The organism is Desulfobulbus alkaliphilus (assembly GCF_016918545.1).
GTDB lineage: Bacteria > Desulfobacterota > Desulfobulbia > Desulfobulbales > Desulfobulbaceae > Desulfobulbus > Desulfobulbus alkaliphilus.
Genome location: NZ_JAFFQC010000017.1, coordinates 71,489 through 86,623, shown reverse-complemented (window position 1 = coordinate 86,623; position 15,135 = coordinate 71,489). Strand labels below are relative to the sequence as shown.

The window sequence follows — 15,135 nt, the reverse complement described above, 5'->3', positions numbered from 1 at the left end:
CCATTCCGAACACGGAAGTTAAGCTCTTCAGCGCCGATGGTACTGCATGGGAAACTATGTGGGAGAGTAGGTCGCCGCCGATCCTCTACAAAAAACCCCCGTCGATCAATCGATCAACGGGGGTTTTTTTTGTCCGTTCCTTATCTCCAGTTCCATCTTCCAACCACCTGAATCCGTGACGTCTGGAGTCTTTCTTAGAGTACATTTCACTGTAAATAGGTTATAAATGCGGCGATTTTCTTTGCAATATGTCGTCACCCGCCGCCTTCGGGACGTTTGTCTGCATGCCATCTTTATTGCCCGTAACCGTCCGATAAAGTCTACTTTAATCGAACGGTTACGAACAACAAAGCTGACGCACGGACAAACACTCACGGATCCAGGAACCAGTACCCCTCCACACCGACCAAATTTTTCATGGCGGAGGGCATACCTGGTTACCGGTTCAGATACTGATCAATTTCCGCATAAGTAATAATCTCAATTTCAGTCTCCATGTTGGCCGATTTGACCTTGGTCGGTGGTGTCTGCCCCTGTCGCAAGGGCAGGAGTTGTGGTTTTTGCTCATCGATAAACACTATAACCGCTGGAGCCCGGGAGGTATCCTCAAGCCGGAACCCCAGCAACTTTGTAGTCTCTTGAGCAACGAGTACCGTGTGGTTTTCTATAGTCAGCATTTTCTCTCCTCAATCATGATCAGGACGGGAGCCCTGAAACAGCGCCCAGGGCCTCCAACACACCCCACTCTGATAAAAAGTAATAACCGTTCCTCGGCATTCCATATATGGACGATCAGCCTGCCGTGCATAGATTGATCAGAGCCCGGCAGCCTGCTTATCCGTGATGAAGCGCTGGTAAACGGCGCAAATTCTCAGGTCAGGCAGCCTTTTGCATGTACCCGGTGAATGTTTACAAAAGTAGGAGCCGGATCTGTCAGAACAGAACTGGTTCTGGTATTCAAACCGAGACATGCTATACTACAGGCAAGCAATTATTTTTGTCTACTTTTCTCTTCCTTTTGTACCAGGCGTGAGGTTCAGGCTGTGCTTCTTTCTTGCAAACATTCACTTGTTGTTCAGTTTCGCCGTATCTTCCTTTGTCTCGTTCTGCAGATCTGGATGATTCCACCCGTTATCCATGCCCAGGAACAGACCACTGTGCTGACCATGGGATCCTGGAGGGTTGATGATATTGTTCAAATGTACAATTTTTTGGATTATTTTCATCTCAAATTCCCCCACATCCGCATCCGATTCGATCCCACCACACCACCGCAATATGATCAGGTCTTATCCGCCCAGTTACAAGGGGGAACCGCGCCTGATCTTATGTATCTGCGCTCGTACAGCACGTCCAGAAAACTATATGATAGCGGTTTTCTCGAACCGCTCGATAACATGCCCGGGTTGCGAACCAGCTTTCAAGCATCCCATCTGCAGCCGTGGCAGGGCGACGATGGTTCCGTGTACGGGGTGCCCTTTATCGCTGTGTCCCATGGTATTTATTACAACAAGGATCTGTTTCATCATCTCAATGTCTCCGTGCCGGACACCTGGGAGGAGTTACTCCTCGTTGCCCGCACCTTTGCTGAATCCGGGGTGATCCCTTTTGCCAATGCTTCGGGGGACGCCTGGACTATCAATGAAATTGTGATGATGAATATTCTCCCGAATTTCATCGGCGGTCGAGAAGGACGATTGGCCTATCTTACTGGAGAACGCTGCTTGAACGACCAGAATATGATCAATGCCTTTCAGGCCCTGGCTGATCTCAGCCCTTTTTTTCCAAAAAACCATGCATTACTGAAATACACGGATAGTCTTTCCCTTTTTTTTCGAGGGCAGGCTGCCATGTGGATGGGCGGATCCTGGGATATCATTCTATTTGAACACGAGCAGCTTCCTTTTTCCTGGGACATTTTTGCACCGCCCTCCCCGGAAGGCGAGTCACCAACCGTAGTCTTCCATCCGGACGCGGGTATGGGGTTGAATGCCGCATCCGAGCATAAGGAGGCGGCGATGGTATTTTTATCCTGGTTAACCTCACCCGAAGCCGGCAAACTGATGGCCGACCTTTTGCCGGGTTTTTTTCCTATGCATTCCGTCAGGCCGGATTTGAACAATGTTCATATGCAATCATTTCTGGATCTTTCCGCGGACAGGGAGGAGGATATCCGCTTTGTCTGGGACAAACTGCGCGACGGTGAACCTGATGGGTATTATCTCCTTGAACATCTGTCCCTGAAAGTCCTCAACGGTCGTTTAACCCCTCGTCAGGCGGCTGATGCCTTGCAATCCGGGTTGTCCCAATGGTTTGTTCCATCGCAAACCTGTGCACATTGACAGGGTTAGGCAAGTGTTTGGTTTTCCTGGATGATGAAATCTAACTCCCCGCTGCTCACCGTTGGTGGCAAAATATTTTCAGGTTATTGCGTTCTCTGTCTGCTTTTGGCCGGCGTTGTCTTTTTAGCCTTCTGGCGTATGGCGGAAATATCAGATTCCTTTACGGTCTATACGAGGAATCTCTCCAATGAGATGCGTCTGGCCAGAGATATAACCACCAGGACCATGGCGGTCCGGCTGTCTGCTCACTCCTTCATGGATACCCGGGCCCAAGCCAGTCTCAACCAATTCCACAGTGAGATGGTCTTGTTGCAAGAGTTGGTGACGCAGGCATGCGACATCGTTAATGATCCCGATCGGCGCCATCTGGTCACGGAATTGACGGAACTGATAGATGCCTATGCGCACGGTTTTCATGAGGTGGTCGCGTTGATTGAGGCCCGTCAGGATAGCGAGTTTCGCGATCTCAACGTGCTTAAATTTCGCATGGAAAACCTGCTTGGTTCCATCCGTACGGCGATCACTTCTTTTGAGAATGTGTCAGCCTTCCTGTTGTTGGGTAACACACAGGAAGCTTTCCAGCGTATGCTCATGTATTCAACCCGTTATCTGCAACAGGGGGACGAACGAGATGTTGTGCTCTTTGATCATGCGCTGGCCGAGGCGCTGGCAGCCATCGATGGTTTGGTAACCATAGTCAACGATCCCCGTCATCTGCAACAGATTGACCTGGTTCGCTCATCGATGCGTGAATTCAAGGTCGTCATGGTTGAGCAGCATCGAAATTTTCAGCGACAACATCACCTGGTCCGACACACGTTGCGAGGCCTGGAAAGGGAAACAGCAGAGGCGGTGGAGCGCATCGTCGAGGCAATTGCCGGTCAGGTGATCGACCGGGAGCAGAGCACCAGTCGATTTCTGGAACGGGTAGGTCATGAAATTCTTGGTTCCTTGCTGGTCATCTTCTTCTTGGCCCTGGCCTTGAGTCTCATCGTTTCCCGAGGGATTGCCACTGCCCTCAATAAGGTTATGCTGACCTCACGCCACATTGCCGAGGTTGATTTACGAGCTCTTTCCGATAATTTCAGGAGATTGTCCATCGGAGATCTGCGGGCCGACCTGACCATCACCGCTGAACCGCTGCGGATCAGACGCACGGATGAAGTCGGCCGCATGGCCGAGGCCTTTGACAATATGATTTGGCGTCTGCGGGAATCCGAGCGATCTTTTGCCGCCATGATCGCCTATCTGCAGGGCAAGGCACGCACCGCGACCGACGTGGCCCTTGGTGACCTGGATCGTGATGTGGCCAGTGCTTCCAGCAATGATGTCCTGGGAATCGCACTTGGTGATATGGTTACCCGGTTGAGGGCGTCACAGGCAGAGGTACGCCAACACCAGGAACATCTCGCTGAACTGGTCGCTGTACGGACGAGCGAACTGGAAGAAAATCGGCGATTTCTGGCGAATCTGCTTGCCAACCTGCCGGGCATGGCCTTCCGATGTCAATTTGATCCGACCTGGACCATGGAATTCGTCAGTCAGGGTTGTGTCGAATTGACCGGTTATCAACCCGAGGACTTTCTCCATAATCAGCGGCTCAGTTTCAGTGACGTTATTCATCCACGGTACCGACAGCAACTCCGGGATGCCTGGCAAGAGGCTTTAAGCCTCAGGCAGCCCTTTCAGCATGAGTATCCATTAATCACTGCCTCTGGCCAGGAGAAATGGGTATTCGAGCAGGGAATAGGGGTGTTCGAGGATGATGAATTGCTGGCCCTGGAAGGATTGATAATTGATGTGTCGGATCGTAAACGCCTGGAGAATCAACGACTCGAGATGGAGCGTCAATTGCTGCACACCCAGAAACTCGAGAGTCTGGGCGTGTTGGCCGGCGGTATTGCCCATGACTTCAACAATCTCCTCGCCGCCATGCTGGGAAATATAGAGTTGGTAATGGTGCTGACACCCGAGGACGCCCCTTGGAGGCAACGATTGCAGCAAGCTGAAAAAGCGGCTCGTCAGGCAGCCGGCCTGACCCGGCAGATGCTGGACTATTCAGGCAAAGGTCATTTTGTCATTACCGCGGTTGATCTCAATCAATTGGTACGGGACAATGTCGACATCTTCAGGACATCCATCGCCAGGACCATCAGTCTGACCCTGCAACTGACGGAACCCCTCCCGTCGATCAGCGGCGACGAAGGACAGTTGCGTCAGGTGGTCATGAATCTGATCACCAACGCTTCAGAGGCCATGGAAAACAGGCCCGGTGGGGTTCTGACATTGTCCACGGGTGTTGTGTACTGTGATGCTGATTATCTCAGGCAGACACTGATCGAGCCCGGGCCTGATCCCGGCTGGTTTGTCTGGCTGGAGGTTGCGGATCAGGGGGAAGGAATGGATACGGAGACCTTGCAGCGGCTCTTTGATCCCTTTTTCACTACCAAGTTCACCGGTCGCGGTCTGGGCCTGGCCGCGGTTCAAGGTATACTTCGTGGTCACGGCGGCGGGATTATGGTCACAAGTTCCTTGGGGCAGGGGGCAACCTTCAGGGTGCTTTTTCCCGTTTCAGAGGACCTTGTTACCGGGGAAAGAGAACCGATACAACTGGTGGAGGCGGCATCAACAACGGAAACCGTACCTTGGCGGACAGCGCTGCAACCTGCGCAAGGTTCCCTGATCCTGGTGGTGGACGATGAGGACATGGTCCGTGATTTTTGCGTCGAGGTTCTGCGACACATGGGCTACGAGACCCTGGAAGCAGTCGACGGAGTAGAGGCTGTACGCCTTTTCCGGGCTCGGGCCAGGGATATTGCCTGCGTATTCCTCGATCTGATGATGCCCAACCTGGACGGGATGGCGACCTTCACTGAATTGCAGCGAATACGACCGGGGGTGCCGGTCATCCTCTGCAGCGGTTTCAGCTCGCAAGAGGCCACGGCCCGTTTCCATGGTCCAAAACCAGATGGTTTTCTCCAGAAACCATACAACCTCAGACAGCTACAGGAAGAATTGGAGCGAATATTTACCTATAAATATTGAGTTGCATCGAGAGTGTCAGAATGAACAAAATGATTTTTTCCGCGCTTCAATCCACGAAAAAATCACCAGGTGCAAGCAACAGGCTGCCTGACCTGAGAACGGGACCGTTCGCCAGCATGCCTTGATTCAGACCTGAATCCGTGACGACTGGACTCTTGTTTTGTGTATATATTACTGTAATCATTTTGTAATTGCAGCGGAATCCTTGGCAATTACTTGCACCCGCCACCCTTCGGGGCATCCGTCCGCACGCCATCTTCATTGCCCGTAACCGTCCGATAAAGTGTACTTTAATCGAACGGCCACGAACAACGAAGCTGACGCACGGACGAACGCTCACGGATTCAGGTCAGACTATATTATCTCGTTTCCGAATGGACAATAACCAGATACTGTGGTCTGATGAGCACGGTATATGTATCCACCAGAGGGTGTTCTTGCGGGGCTTTTGAGATCCATGGAACAACTGATCCGAGAGAAGATGTTCGTTATTCCAGTGGGCCAGGCGTGACAATCATTGTGTAGTTTTAGAACGAAAAGATTGGTATGAAAAAGGCAGAGTATCGAGAAAAGGCCTTGAAATTATTCTCTTGGGTTTGTGCAAGTTGCGGGCGGGATTTTACCAGAAAAAACTTGCGGGAACTCACGGTCCATCATAAGGACCATAATTACCAAAACAACCCGCTCGATGGCAGTAACTGGGAGTTATTATGTATCTATTGCCACGATAACGAACATGCCCGTCATCTTGATGCTCAATGGTTGCCTAGCCATAATGCCGATACCGATAAAACACCGATTACTACCCACTCCCCCTTTGCGGGACTTGGCGCATTAGTGCAAAAATCCGGTAGATCCCATCAAGGCGATGAATCAGACGAACCTGATCCAGGGACCTCCACACCTTGCCAGGAAAAGGGGCGGTGAGGTCGGAAATTTTTTCTTGTGGCTGTGTTTTTTTATCGAAATACAATTCGTTAACACAAATACCTGTCAGGCTGACACAAGGATATCTTCGCGCCGGCACGATTGCTTCCTTGGTTAGGGTATCTCCATTATCAATGCTAACAAGCAGATTTTTCGACCGGCAGATCGTTTTTTTAATAGATACACGGAGACCGACTTATGAAAAAAATAGTTGCCTTGACGATTAATCCGGCAATAGACAAGAGCGCCCGTATCGATCATGTTGTTGCCGAGCGAAAACTGTATTGCACAGACCCGCACTTCGAGCCCGGTGGAGGAGGGGTCAATGTCGCCCGGGCGATCAAAAAACTCGGTGGCAGTTCACGACTGCTTTATGCCGCCGGGGGATATACCGGCAACAGGCTGGAGGAACTCCTCGCCGAGGAAGGTCTGGATCAGCGCCGTATTCCCATAACAGGTATGACCCGTGAGAGCCTTGCTGTCCTGGAGGAGGCTACCGGGCTGCAATACCGCTTTGGCATGCCGGGACCAACACTGCACCCGGAAGAGTGGCTTCAATGCCTCAAGGAAGTCTCCGCACTTGATCCACCTCCCGATTATCTGGTTGCCAGCGGCAGTCTGCCCCCGGGTATACCCACCGATGCTTACGCTCAAGTGGCGAAGATAGGCAAAGAGCATGGCGCCAGAGTCATTGTCGACGTTTCCGGTGATGCTCTTAAAGAGGCTCTCGGGGAAGGCGTCTACCTGATTAAACCTAATATTCGTGAATTCAAGGAACTGTCAGGAAAGGATGTCAAAGAAGAGTTGGAACTCGAAGCAGAGGCCTTGGAGATGGTACGAAAAGGCTGGTGTGAGGTTCTGGTTATATCTCTTGGTTCGGCCGGTGCCTTGCTGGTATCGGCAGAGAATACCGAACATATCCGGCCGCCAACGGTACCGATTATCAGCAAGGTCGGGGCAGGTGACAGTATGGTGGCTGGTCTGGTTCTGCAATTGGCGCGGGGGGCAAGCCTCCGAGAGGCTTGCTATTTCGGCGTGGCCTCTGGTGCCGCCGCGGTCATGACTCCTGGTTCAGAGTTGTGTCGTCGGGAAGACGCCGAGCGGTTGTATGCCAAAATTATTAAAAAGAGCGAATAAATATTGTGAGTCGTCATCTGAGATCGATATTACCGGATGCAGCAGCATGATCATCATCTGCTACCTGTGCGTGGTCTCCGTGCTTTGCAGGTTCATCAACAGCTTGGACGCGTTAAAATGGTTTGTACCGGTCAGTAGCGGTTATAGCTGCACATCTGTTCACGGCTTTTTCTGATTTTTTTCCGCATAGAGGTGCCTGCCTTGGCGTAGCCGAGGGTGATAACCAGCCCTATGCGTTTTTGCTTCGGGATATGCAGCAATTGTTTGATGACAGGTTCGTCAAACCAGCCGAGCATGCAGGTGCCCAAACCTAATTCGGCTGCCTGCAGACAAAAATGTTCGGCAGCTATGCCGATATCGATTAATGGAAACTCCCTTGATTTGAGCATGCCACCGATCTGAGTGATCCATTTGGGTTTTTCCATAACCAGGACGGCCAGAACCGGTGCCTGGGGTGCAAACTTATTAAAGGAAACCAAAGGACTGAAAGTAGCCTGCGCCACCTTGTTTTTCAGTTCAAGGTCATCGACGAGTATGAGTTTCCAGGGCTGGGAGTTACTGGCTGAAGGTGCCAGCCGTACCGCTTCGATCAAAAGGACAAGTTTTTCTGCTTCAACCGGTGTGTCGGCATAGGCTCTGACACTCTGTCGGATGGCGATTAATTCTGAAAAATGCATCAGTATGCTCCTGTGGTAATGTTCTCGTAAGTCCCATGATGTTGGGATGGGAGAGTCTGTATTGTAAGGAGAAGTGCCGGCAAGGATCGGTCCTGCATCAACAGGCAGCATTCAGGATACGGAAAACAGCAAATTTCCCGAGAGGTACCTGTATTCAAGATCCGGTATTTGTAAACGAGGAGGACACTATGCAAACAAAGTCGAAACAAGGTAATGGTGCATTTACCACCGGTCTGGTGATGGATGAACGATATATCGATCATGACATTGGTCTTGGGCATCCTGAGTCACCTGAGCGGTTGCTGGCAATTCGTCGTCAACTGGAAATCTCCGGACTGGATAAAGCTGTCCAGCGCATCGAACCCACCGTTGATCCTGAACCGTACTTGCGTACCGTTCACCCGGACAACCATATCAGGCGTATTCAATGGCAGGCACCAGACGAGTCCATCTGTCGTTTGGCAGTTGCCGGGGTGCTTTCCGCTGTGGATGCGGTCTGCACCGGTGTCGTGGCCAATGCTTTTTGCGCGGTGCGGCCGCCTGGACACCATGCCGCGGATGATGGAGAGTCCGGGTTCTGTTTTTACAACAACATCGCCCTGGCCGCTCGTTATGCCCAGCGAGAACATAAACTGACCAGAGTACTCATCGTCGATTGGGATTATCATCATGGCGACGGGACGGAATGGGCTTTTTATGCAGATCCGAATGTCCTGTTTTTTTCCACCCACGCCTTGCATGCTTTTCCAGGGACCGGGTCGGCAAATAAGGTCGGTAGCGGCAAGGGCAAGGGATTCAACATCAATGTGCCACTGCCCCCTGGTGCCGATGACAGCGACATTGTCAAAGCCTTCACGGACCAGCTTGTTCCGGCCGCACAGAGTTTTGCGCCGGAATTGATTCTGATTTCAGCAGGATTTGACAGTCGCAAGGCCGATTATCTGGGTGATTTTGCCATCAGTGACGCCGGATTTGCTGAGCTGACCAGACTGGTTATGTCCCTTGCTGATCTTTCGGCACAATCGCGTGTTGTCTCGGTCCTGGAGGGGGGCTACAATACCGGAGGATTGGCGCTGGCCGTTGAAGCACATATCAAGGCTCTGCTTGGGCGGTAAATATTTCCTGAATCCGTGACGGTTGGACACTTTTTTGGATATATCTTGCTGTAATAAGATTATAATTTCAGCTAAACCCTTGAAAAAAAATCACCAGCCGCCCTTGGGGGCATCCGTCCGCACGCCATCTTCATTGCCCTTACCCGTCCGATACAGTGTACTTTCATCGAACGGTCACGAACAACGAAGCTGACGCACGGACGAACGCTCACGGATTCAGGTAGTTAAGAAAATCAGCCGCACCCAGCTCACACCACTAAGGTGTCGCTTTCGGTTGCGCAGTATGGGCGCGTATCGGCCCCGATCCATACCCTGACCCTGAAGATGTAGCCACCATCTTTCTGAGCAACAGACCTGTCTGTTGTCTGCGGAAGGTCTATTCGGAGCGCGAAACCCCGTGTCCACTTTTCTTTTTGCCAGTCTCATTTTTCTTTTTGCCGGCATTGTGCAGGGGTTGACAGGTTTTGGAGCTGGTCTGCTGGCTATCCCCTTGCTTTGCCTGGTCATGGATGTCAAATCAGCGGTAAGTCTGTGCATCCTCAGCACGCTGATCATTTCGACGACCATGGCCTATGATCTTCGACGTCTCCTTGATCACCGGAAAATTCTGCCTTTGCTTCTCGGCTCCCTCCCAGGTGTCGTTGTTGGCACTATGCTGCTCAGAATGGTTGACCAGGGGCTGATAAAAAATCTGCTTGGTATCCTGCTTGTCGGGGTGAGTTGCTTGAATCTTTTATTCAGTCCCAGGGCGCTCAATCCATCGCTTATCTGGGGATATCTCGCTGGCTTTCTCTCTGGGGTCATCAACGCCCTCCTGGCTGCCGGAGGACCACCGGCTATTATCTATACGACCTTGCATGACTGGAAAAAAGATGAAATTAAAGCTACCCTCACCGGTTTTTTCATGCTGGTCGGATATTATACCGCCGGGGTACATACCTTCAGCGGCCTGATCGATACGAGGATTTTAAGCTATTTTGCGGTGACCCTGCCTTTTGTGTTTGCCGGTACGATTATTGGTTCACGGATTTCCGAAAGGATTAACCGCCGCCTGTATGTACAGGTGGTGTATGGGGTACTGATGGTTCTGGGGTTGCTGATGCTTGTCAAGTGACAATGGAACTCTCACGAATCCAGGATACTGAAAGAAATACATTATATCCTGAGTTGTGTGATGAGGCGCTGACGGGCACGGGTCAGGAATCGGTCATATCTGCCACTTCTGAAATCCGGAAAGGTGCAGGGAAAAGCCTGCCAGGCCCCATGCACATAGGCGAGAGTTACCTCGGCATAGATATGTTCGCCGATATAGATTCGATTGGCAAAGTTTTTGGTCGAGGCAAGGACCAGCTTGCTCGGCTCGATCAGGCCGGGATCAATATTGACCGGGCGCGGCCAGGGAGCGGCCAATTCTCTGATCAGATCCTGTTCGATATGATTGGTGATGTGTTTGATCCGTGCCAGATGGCCTGGATCGATCAGCTTGTCAAAAACAACAAACTGGCGCAGAATTGCCGGGCCGGTCTCCCGAGTGTAGTAATCGCTCTGTTCAAAGGGCCAGGTTTCGCTGATCAGGTCCAGGGGACCCAGTTGGGCCGCCAGTTTCGTTCTCGCCGCATCAAGGGCGGAAAGGTCGCATGCCAGGAGCCCGCAGATCAATTTAACCGGATTAGGCGGCCGTCCTTGCCCCATCGCATCAGCTCCCTGCTTTTTCTGACCAGCAGACCTCAAAGTGGATCATGCTTGCTGGTTTTGTTGCAGAACAGGTAGAAACCGCTCCATGTACGTGGACCCCATGACCCCAAGCCGGACGGCGGCCTGGGCGGACAGAGCGGCAAAGGTACCGGTGGCCGCAGCGCAGACGGTCCCTTCCCCGGTGATGAGTTCGCCACTGACCACGACCTGTCTGTCCGAGGGTATTTCCTGGATCCAGCCGACAACGGTCAACAGTTGTTCCACCTGCACGGGTTTCTTGAAGTCCACTGTCATGGATGTGGTCACCCCGATTTTTTTCAGCAGGTAGATTACCGACCAGCCCATGATTTCATCGAGCAACGTGGCAAGAATCCCCCCATGCACGGTTTTATCCCAACCGGCCATTGTTGCCGGCACGGTAACAAAGGAATACAGTTGTTGACCATCGGTGAAAAAATCCATGTGCAGACCGATAGGGTTGTCGGTACCGCAACCAAAACAGGTCTGGCCGTCAAGGTTGACGACTTTTTTCAAGGAAGGATGGTCGATGTGCATAAAAGAACGGTACTCCGGAGGTCAGGGTATGGTCGGATACTTCTCCGGCGCCAATGGGCTTTGATGGTGGCAGCCGAGCTGTTTTCAATGGAGGTTTCCGCAGGTGATCGCGGGAAAAAAAAGCCGGTCAAGGATGACAAGCGAGAGCCACGAGCGGCTTTTGGTTGCTGGATTGCGAAGGAAAGAGGGACCGGGTTAAATGGTCTAACCCGGTCCAGCCTGATGTCATTAGTTGATTAGTTGATCCATCAGGAAGCAGGGAAAATATCCTTTGCTTGCCCCCGGTGAATACCACACAGGAAGATTTTTCAGTACGCTCCTGCCCCCATGTTCCGGCAAGAGAGGAGCATAATACTTATTCCGTGGTGGTCTCTGCCTCTGGAGTTTCGGGAGCGGTTGCTTCATGGATTTTTTCCTGGACCTTTTCCAGGGTCTCATCAGCTTTTTCTGCGGCCTCCTGCCCCATTTCCTTGGTAGTTTCCACGGCCTCCTGTCCCATCTCCTTGGTTGCGTCTACGGCTTCTTTCGCTCCCTCGACAGTCGGTTCAGTCGCGTCCTTGGTCTCGCCAACAAGTGTCTTGGTTTTCTCGGAGACGGTTGTTTTCACCTCTCCCGCTTTCTCTGTGGTGGCTTCCCAGACTTCTTGGGATTTTTCAACAGCCGCATCGGTGCCCTCTTTTACCGCTTCCCAACTTTTTGCCGCTGTTTCTTTACTTGCCTCGGAAATCGCACCAGCCGCTTCCTTAACTTCTTTGCCGGCCTGCGTCCAAGTGGCAGCCTCTTCAGCTGCTTCTGGTTCAGCGGCCTTCGTGTTTGCGGAAATAAGGGCGATGCAGGCGACGACGAGACAAGACATGAAAAAGGTACCGCTGGTTCTCAACAACATAGTGTTCCTCCTGTTCTGTTTGATATCGAGTTCTTGCTTGATATCTTGCCACCGACAAGGTGGTCAGTGGTACTCTTTTTTTTGCCAATGGCCAGTTCATTATAATTTAAAAAATATATCATTTTGATGTTTCTGCAACATTTGTATGGTTGGCGGATGCGATTGAGGGAGAATATTTCCCGATTGAAAATCCAATAATCAGCGTTGCCAAGGTGGGCGATCATAACATACCCAATCTTTAGCAACGGTTGACCAGCACCCTCTCAAGGTTCAGAGTTTACTGAGAATGTTCTGTGTTTCAGCGATTTCCTCGGCAGTGATGGTCTGGCGGATTTTTTCCATTCGTTTCATGGTTTCAGCAAAACGAATACCTTCGGCGGCACTGATCCATTCCAGTTGCAGCCGTTCAGGGCGCAGGCCGATTTTCTCCATTTTTTTATGGATGCGGGCAACCCGTTTTTCGGTCCAATGGTTGGCATCGATGTAGTGGCAGTCACCGATGTGACAGCCACTTACCAGAACCACTGGCGCCCCCTTGCGGAAACCATCCCAGATAAATTTCTCGTCCACCCGGCCAGAGCACATCACCCGGATGAGATGAACATTGGGCGGGTATTGCAATCGGGACACTCCGGCATAGTCGGCACCGGCATAGGAACACCAGGTGCAGGCAAAGGCCAGAATCTTCGTTTCCGGGGCTGTCTCAAGCATGCTGTCGACCTGACCCATGATCTGGGCGTCGGTGAAATGGTTCATGCTGATGGCATCAAAACGGCATTCGGCCGAGCAGGTACCGCATCCTGAGCAGGCCGCGGAATTAACCACTGCCGGTTTTTTATTTTTTACCTCAACAGTTATGGCATTGTAGGGGCAGACCTCGCTGCATTTTCCGCAGGCCTTGCACTTTTCGGTGATGATCACCGAGGTAATGGGTTCGGTGGTGATTTCCCCCTTACACATCAGACGAATGGCCCGCATAGCCGCGGCCGAGGCCTGGGTCACGCTTTCCTTGATATCCTTGGGCCCCTCGGCGCAGCCGGCAAAAAAGATACCGCGGGTAGCGGCGTCCACTGGCTGCAGTTTGGGATGGGCTTCCAGATAGAAACCGTCCGGGGTCAGTTGCAACCCCATGATTTCCTGGAGACGTTGGGTTGAGGGTGCCGGCTTCATCCCCTGGGCCAGGACCAGCATATCGAGCTCGTGAAATTCAAGTTTGCCGGTGGCGGCGTTTTCGACTGCCACACGCAGGCTTCGGTCATCGGTTTCTTCCACCGAACCGGGCAGGCCGCGGATATATTGGGCTCCCATGCGGCGACTGCGGCTATACAGGTCCTCGAAGCCTTTGCCAAAGGCGCGAATATCGATATAAAACACCTTGACCTCGACATCGGGATAATGCTCCTTGATGATGAAGGTCGATTTGATGGTGTTCATGCAGCAGATATTGGAACAGTACAAACCACCTTTCCGGGCGGAACGGGAACCGACACATTGAATGAAACCGACTGATTTCGGGTGCTTACGATCCGTCGGGCGAATAAGATTCCCCTTGGTTGGGCCACTGGCGTTGACCAGCCGTTCGAATTCCAGACTGGTCAGGACATTATCGAAACGGGTGTAGCCGTATTCATCCAGTTCGGTGGGATCATAGGGGGTGAGTCCGGTGGCGACAATGATGGTCCCCACTTCTTCGATGATCTCTTCGTCCGACATGTGGAAGTTGATGCACTTCTTGGCGCAGACCTCAACGCATTTTGAGCACACAGCCGGATTATGTCCCAGACACTCCTTGCTGTTGATCAGGAAGGCCGAGGGCACCGCCTGGGGAAAAGGGCTGAAGATCGCCTTACGTGACCCCAGACCTATATTGAATTCATCGGGGCGTACCACCGGGCAGACATTGGCGCAATCGCCGCAGGCGGTACAGCTGGTTTCATCGACATAACGGGCTTTCTTGATAATTTTAACCTTGAAATTACCAACATAGCCTTTGACATCGACGACTTCACTTAGCGTCAACAATTGTATGCGGGGATGTCGACCGACATCCGTCATCTTAGGACCTAATATTCAAATGGAGCAATCCATGGTGGGAAAGGTCTTATCGATCTGGGCCATGACGCCGCCGATGGATGGGCTTTTTTCCACCAGGGTGACATCGTAACCGCTGTCCGCCAGATCCAGGGCTGCTTGAATGCCGGCAACACCGCCACCGATGACCAAAGTTTTGGCTGTCAGCGGCAGGGTGTCCTCGATCAGGGGTTCCAGTTGACGGACCCGGGCAATGGACATGTGCACCAGGGTTTCCGCCTTGAGGGTAGCTTCTTCCCGCTCGTGCATGTGTACCCAGCTGCATTGTTCGCGCAGGTTGGCCATGTCCATCATATAGGGGTTGACGCCCACCGATTCAACCATCTTTTTGAAGGTTGGTTCATGCAGGCGCGGTGAACAGGAGGCAATAACAACCCTGTCGATATCGTTGTCAAGGATGTCCTGTTTGATCTGCTGCTGGCCCGGCTCGGAACAGGCATAGACAATATCCTTGGATACGACAACCCCATCCTCTTGTTCAACGGTTTGCGCTACGTGGGCGCAGTCAACAGACTGGGCGATATTGAGGCCGCAATGACAGACATAGACGCCAATGCGCGGATTCTGATCGCCGGTTGCGGTTTGTTTGACTGGTATGGATTTTGACATGCTTTTTCTCCGAATAGCTTTGAGTCGGCCTTTTTTTTGTTCAGGGGCCTGAATCC

Annotated in this window: 12 protein-coding genes and 1 rRNA gene; 7 read left to right on the top strand and 6 right to left on the bottom strand. The window is 52.0% G+C overall.

Features of this window, described 5'->3' with window-relative positions; genetic code table 11:
• Positions 1-83, top strand: a 5S ribosomal RNA gene (gene rrf / locus JWG43_RS10645); the annotation flags it as partial.
• A gap of 354 nt (positions 84-437) precedes the next feature.
• On the opposite strand, the gene JWG43_RS10640 is transcribed toward rrf, so the two are convergent.
• Entirely contained in the window at positions 438-677 is a 240-nt protein-coding gene (locus JWG43_RS10640; RefSeq protein WP_205242906.1) for a hypothetical protein, read from the bottom strand.
• Positions 678-1,118: 441 nt separating this feature from the next.
• Between JWG43_RS10640 and JWG43_RS10635 the strand changes: the two genes are divergently transcribed.
• The 4 genes from JWG43_RS10635 to JWG43_RS10620 all read left to right on the top strand — a co-directional run bounded on the left by JWG43_RS10635 (position 1,119) and on the right by JWG43_RS10620 (position 7,451).
• Positions 1,119-2,342, top strand: a complete 1,224-nt coding sequence (locus tag JWG43_RS10635) for an ABC transporter substrate-binding protein (protein ID WP_205242905.1) — start codon at positions 1,119-1,121, stop codon at positions 2,340-2,342.
• Between the two features lie 30 nt (positions 2,343-2,372).
• Entirely contained in the window at positions 2,373-5,387 is a 3,015-nt protein-coding gene (locus JWG43_RS10630; protein ID WP_205242904.1) for a hybrid sensor histidine kinase/response regulator, read from the top strand.
• Between the two features lie 546 nt (positions 5,388-5,933).
• Entirely contained in the window at positions 5,934-6,314 is a 381-nt protein-coding gene (locus tag JWG43_RS10625; RefSeq protein ID WP_205242903.1) for a YajD family HNH nuclease, read from the top strand.
• 198 nt (positions 6,315-6,512) lie between these two features.
• Positions 6,513-7,451, top strand: a complete 939-nt coding sequence (locus JWG43_RS10620) for a 1-phosphofructokinase family hexose kinase (protein ID WP_205242902.1) — start codon at positions 6,513-6,515, stop codon at positions 7,449-7,451.
• Positions 7,452-7,582: 131 nt separating this feature from the next.
• Here the strand turns inward: JWG43_RS10620 and JWG43_RS10615 are convergent, their stop codons facing one another.
• Complete coding sequence (locus JWG43_RS10615) at positions 7,583-8,128, bottom strand: nitroreductase family protein (RefSeq protein ID WP_205242901.1); 546 nt, start codon at positions 8,126-8,128, stop codon at positions 7,583-7,585.
• 188 nt (positions 8,129-8,316) lie between these two features.
• Here JWG43_RS10615 and JWG43_RS10610 point away from each other — a divergent pair, with 188 nt between their 5' ends.
• Positions 8,317-9,243 (top strand): histone deacetylase family protein, encoded by a 927-nt coding sequence (locus JWG43_RS10610; RefSeq protein ID WP_205242900.1) that lies wholly within the window; start codon positions 8,317-8,319, stop codon positions 9,241-9,243.
• A gap of 397 nt (positions 9,244-9,640) precedes the next feature.
• A complete protein-coding gene (locus JWG43_RS10605) occupies positions 9,641-10,357 on the top strand; it encodes a TSUP family transporter (protein ID WP_205242899.1) in 717 nt (238 codons plus the stop codon).
• 41 nt (positions 10,358-10,398) lie between these two features.
• On the opposite strand, the gene JWG43_RS10600 is transcribed toward JWG43_RS10605, so the two are convergent.
• The 4 genes from JWG43_RS10600 to hdrA2 all read right to left on the bottom strand — a co-directional run bounded on the left by JWG43_RS10600 (position 10,399) and on the right by hdrA2 (position 15,079).
• Entirely contained in the window at positions 10,399-10,935 is a 537-nt protein-coding gene (locus JWG43_RS10600) for a DUF4416 family protein (protein WP_205242898.1), read from the bottom strand.
• Positions 10,936-10,980: 45 nt separating this feature from the next.
• A complete protein-coding gene (locus JWG43_RS10595; protein ID WP_205242897.1) occupies positions 10,981-11,493 on the bottom strand; it encodes a PaaI family thioesterase in 513 nt (170 codons plus the stop codon).
• Between the two features lie 355 nt (positions 11,494-11,848).
• Entirely contained in the window at positions 11,849-12,379 is a 531-nt protein-coding gene (locus JWG43_RS10590; protein WP_205242896.1) for a hypothetical protein, read from the bottom strand.
• A 270-nt stretch (positions 12,380-12,649) separates the two neighbouring features.
• Positions 12,650-15,079 (bottom strand): CoB-CoM heterodisulfide reductase HdrA2, encoded by a 2,430-nt coding sequence (hdrA2, locus tag JWG43_RS10585; RefSeq protein WP_205242895.1) that lies wholly within the window; start codon positions 15,077-15,079, stop codon positions 12,650-12,652.
• Positions 15,080-15,135: the final 56 nt, after the last annotated feature.

Coding starts and splice junctions, on each gene's coding strand:
- JWG43_RS10620 (WP_205242902.1), top strand. CDS start 6,513: ATGAAAAAAATAGTTGCCTTGACGATTAATCCGGCAATAGACAAGAGC.
- JWG43_RS10635 (WP_205242905.1), top strand. CDS start 1,119: ATGATTCCACCCGTTATCCATGCCCAGGAACAGACCACTGTGCTGACC.
- JWG43_RS10600 (WP_205242898.1), bottom strand. CDS start 10,935: ATGGGGCAAGGACGGCCGCCTAATCCGGTTAAATTGATCTGCGGGCTC.
- JWG43_RS10640 (WP_205242906.1), bottom strand. CDS start 677: ATGCTGACTATAGAAAACCACACGGTACTCGTTGCTCAAGAGACTACA.
- JWG43_RS10610 (WP_205242900.1), top strand. CDS start 8,317: ATGCAAACAAAGTCGAAACAAGGTAATGGTGCATTTACCACCGGTCTG.
- JWG43_RS10625 (WP_205242903.1), top strand. CDS start 5,934: ATGAAAAAGGCAGAGTATCGAGAAAAGGCCTTGAAATTATTCTCTTGG.
- JWG43_RS10595 (WP_205242897.1), bottom strand. CDS start 11,493: ATGCACATCGACCATCCTTCCTTGAAAAAAGTCGTCAACCTTGACGGC.
- JWG43_RS10615 (WP_205242901.1), bottom strand. CDS start 8,128: ATGCATTTTTCAGAATTAATCGCCATCCGACAGAGTGTCAGAGCCTAT.
- JWG43_RS10630 (WP_205242904.1), top strand. CDS start 2,373: ATGATGAAATCTAACTCCCCGCTGCTCACCGTTGGTGGCAAAATATTT.
- JWG43_RS10590 (WP_205242896.1), bottom strand. CDS start 12,379: ATGTTGTTGAGAACCAGCGGTACCTTTTTCATGTCTTGTCTCGTCGTC.